Raw genomic sequence first — 1,982 nt, forward strand, 5'->3', positions numbered from 1 at the left:
AAACACTCAATAAACAACCAAATAATTAAAATAATTGGTACAAAGACTGGTTTAGAATGAAACAAGTGATATTTTTTTAGTTCTGATTTATTATCATTTAACATTTATACGACATTCCTTTAATTTTTTTCCTGAAACTTGAAAGTATGAAGACAGACTGATCCCTTGGTATCACAGGCATATTTTAATTAATGGCAGATTGAATTAAGGGTAACCCATTAATCAATAGGGTTACGTCAAAACGGCGATCAGGATCGACATCTTGGGTACCAGCTAACCGTGGCCGCACTGCTTGTCGGACCACTTCATAACTAGATTTACCGCCAGCGACGTCCGCTTTCCAAAACAACTCGAGCGTCACCGTGCCCAGCTTAGCATCATCACGTTCAACTTCCACTTTGCCAATGCCATTTTCGGCGGCTAGTAACTTAGCTGCTTCGTAAGGTGTCCGGACCTCAATCGCCCGTTTAACCTGATTAAATTCGGTATCAGTTAAAGGGTGTCCCTGCAATTTAGCATAATTATTGTTATTTAATTTATCACGAAAATTAGCCCATAATTGATCCGGCGTCGCACCATATAGGTCTTTGCGTTCCACCCATTGATTGCTTCCAGTCGTTAAGGTTTTAACAACTTCTTTTTCAAACGACAGTTCCAACATAAAAACATTCCTTCCCCCACCTTTAAATTACTCACTAGTTTATTATACGCGAACAGATTAGCGTTTAGGCTTCATAATTTGTTAGATTGATTTTTCATTTTTAGGCCAATAGGGTATACCCTAATGGTCTTTTTTATTTCTGTGCTATACTAGGAATTACAAGTGTTCATTAGAACTGTCTAAAAGGAGAATTGGAAATGGCTAAAATCGGTTATGCGCGTGTGAGTTCCAAGGAGCAACATTTAGATCGACAGTTAGCGGCTTTAAAAGACGTTGATAAATTATTTACGGATAAATTAAGTGGGGCTAACACTAATCGGCCAGAACTGCAAAAAATGCTCGCCTATGTTCGCGAGGGTGATATTGTCCTGGTCACTGAATTAGATCGCTTAGGCCGAAACAACCAGGACTTAACTAAGATCATGAACACCATTCAAAATAAGGGGACCACCCTAGATGTGTTAAACTTGCCGTCCATGACAGGGATTGCGGATCCTAATTTACGCCAGCTCATGACGAATCTCATTATTGAACTGTATAAATATCAAGCTGAAAGCGAACGTAAGCGGATCATTGAACGGCAGCAACAAGGGATTGCCCTCGCTAAACAGCAGGGTAAATATCATGGTCGGAAACCTCAATATGCCGAAGATGATCCCCGTTTACTACATGCTTTTAAACTTTACCAGACGGGCATGAGTGATGTAGATGTTGCCCGTAATACCGGGATTAAACGGACAACCTTTATCAGATACCGAAAGAAATTCGATGTGCATTGAACCGGTTTACATGAGATAATCAGAATAGATTAGAAGCCCTGAAACAGGCGTAAAATAACAAATGCTTAAAAATGATGCTACTGGAAGTTGGTCGCATCTTTAATTAGTATTTAAATTAAAAATTAGAATCTAAAGGAGAACTTATATAATGACAATACACAAGAATCCTTTAGTTAAGCCTTTGTCAAATGGGCTGGGGGAAAGCGACAATTATTACCAGAGATAAAACGTTATTTGCCGTCAAAAATTAAAAATTATTACGAACCATTCGTGGGAGGGGGCGCTGTTTTTTTAGATGGCGAATTTACAATTGAAATGCAACACAAAGTAAAAAAATAAACCCATACCGGGTAGAATATGTTTAACGACCAAATCAAACAATTCGAGGTATCCGGTATGAGCTATAAACATCTTACTATAAAAGAACGTGAAATACTTATGTTTTTACGAGCTAAGGGGTTATCTATCCGGGCTGTTGCGTTACGGCTGGGGCGAAATCCAAGCACTATTTCACGGGAGTTAAAACGTTGTGCAGGTAATTA

General features: G+C 38.8%; 3 protein-coding genes and 1 pseudogene. 3 read left to right on the plus strand and 1 reads right to left on the minus strand.

Annotated elements, in window-relative coordinates; genetic code table 11:
• Positions 1 to 199: 199 nt before the first annotated feature.
• Positions 200 to 661, minus strand: a pseudogene (locus JCM11969_RS16385) (type I restriction endonuclease); the annotation flags it as partial.
• A gap of 197 nt (positions 662 to 858) precedes the next feature.
• Here JCM11969_RS16385 and JCM11969_RS16390 point away from each other — a divergent pair.
• The 3 genes from JCM11969_RS16390 to JCM11969_RS17420 all read left to right on the plus strand — a co-directional run.
• Complete coding sequence (locus tag JCM11969_RS16390; protein WP_054712968.1) at positions 859 to 1,440, plus strand: recombinase family protein; 582 nt, start codon at positions 859 to 861, stop codon at positions 1,438 to 1,440.
• 234 nt (positions 1,441 to 1,674) lie between these two features.
• Positions 1,675 to 1,779 carry a hypothetical protein gene (locus JCM11969_RS20805; RefSeq protein WP_439709754.1) on the plus strand — a complete coding sequence of 35 codons (105 nt, stop codon included), beginning with the start codon at positions 1,675 to 1,677 and terminating at the stop codon, positions 1,777 to 1,779.
• A gap of 57 nt (positions 1,780 to 1,836) precedes the next feature.
• On the plus strand, positions 1,837 to 1,982 hold a 146-nt coding region (locus tag JCM11969_RS17420), incomplete at its 3' end, for a helix-turn-helix domain-containing protein (RefSeq protein WP_173585435.1).

The organism is Secundilactobacillus paracollinoides DSM 15502 = JCM 11969 (assembly GCF_001311135.1).
Classification (GTDB): domain Bacteria; phylum Bacillota; class Bacilli; order Lactobacillales; family Lactobacillaceae; genus Secundilactobacillus; species Secundilactobacillus paracollinoides.

Coding starts and splice junctions, on each gene's coding strand:
- JCM11969_RS16390 (WP_054712968.1), top strand. CDS start 859: ATGGCTAAAATCGGTTATGCGCGTGTGAGTTCCAAGGAGCAACATTTA.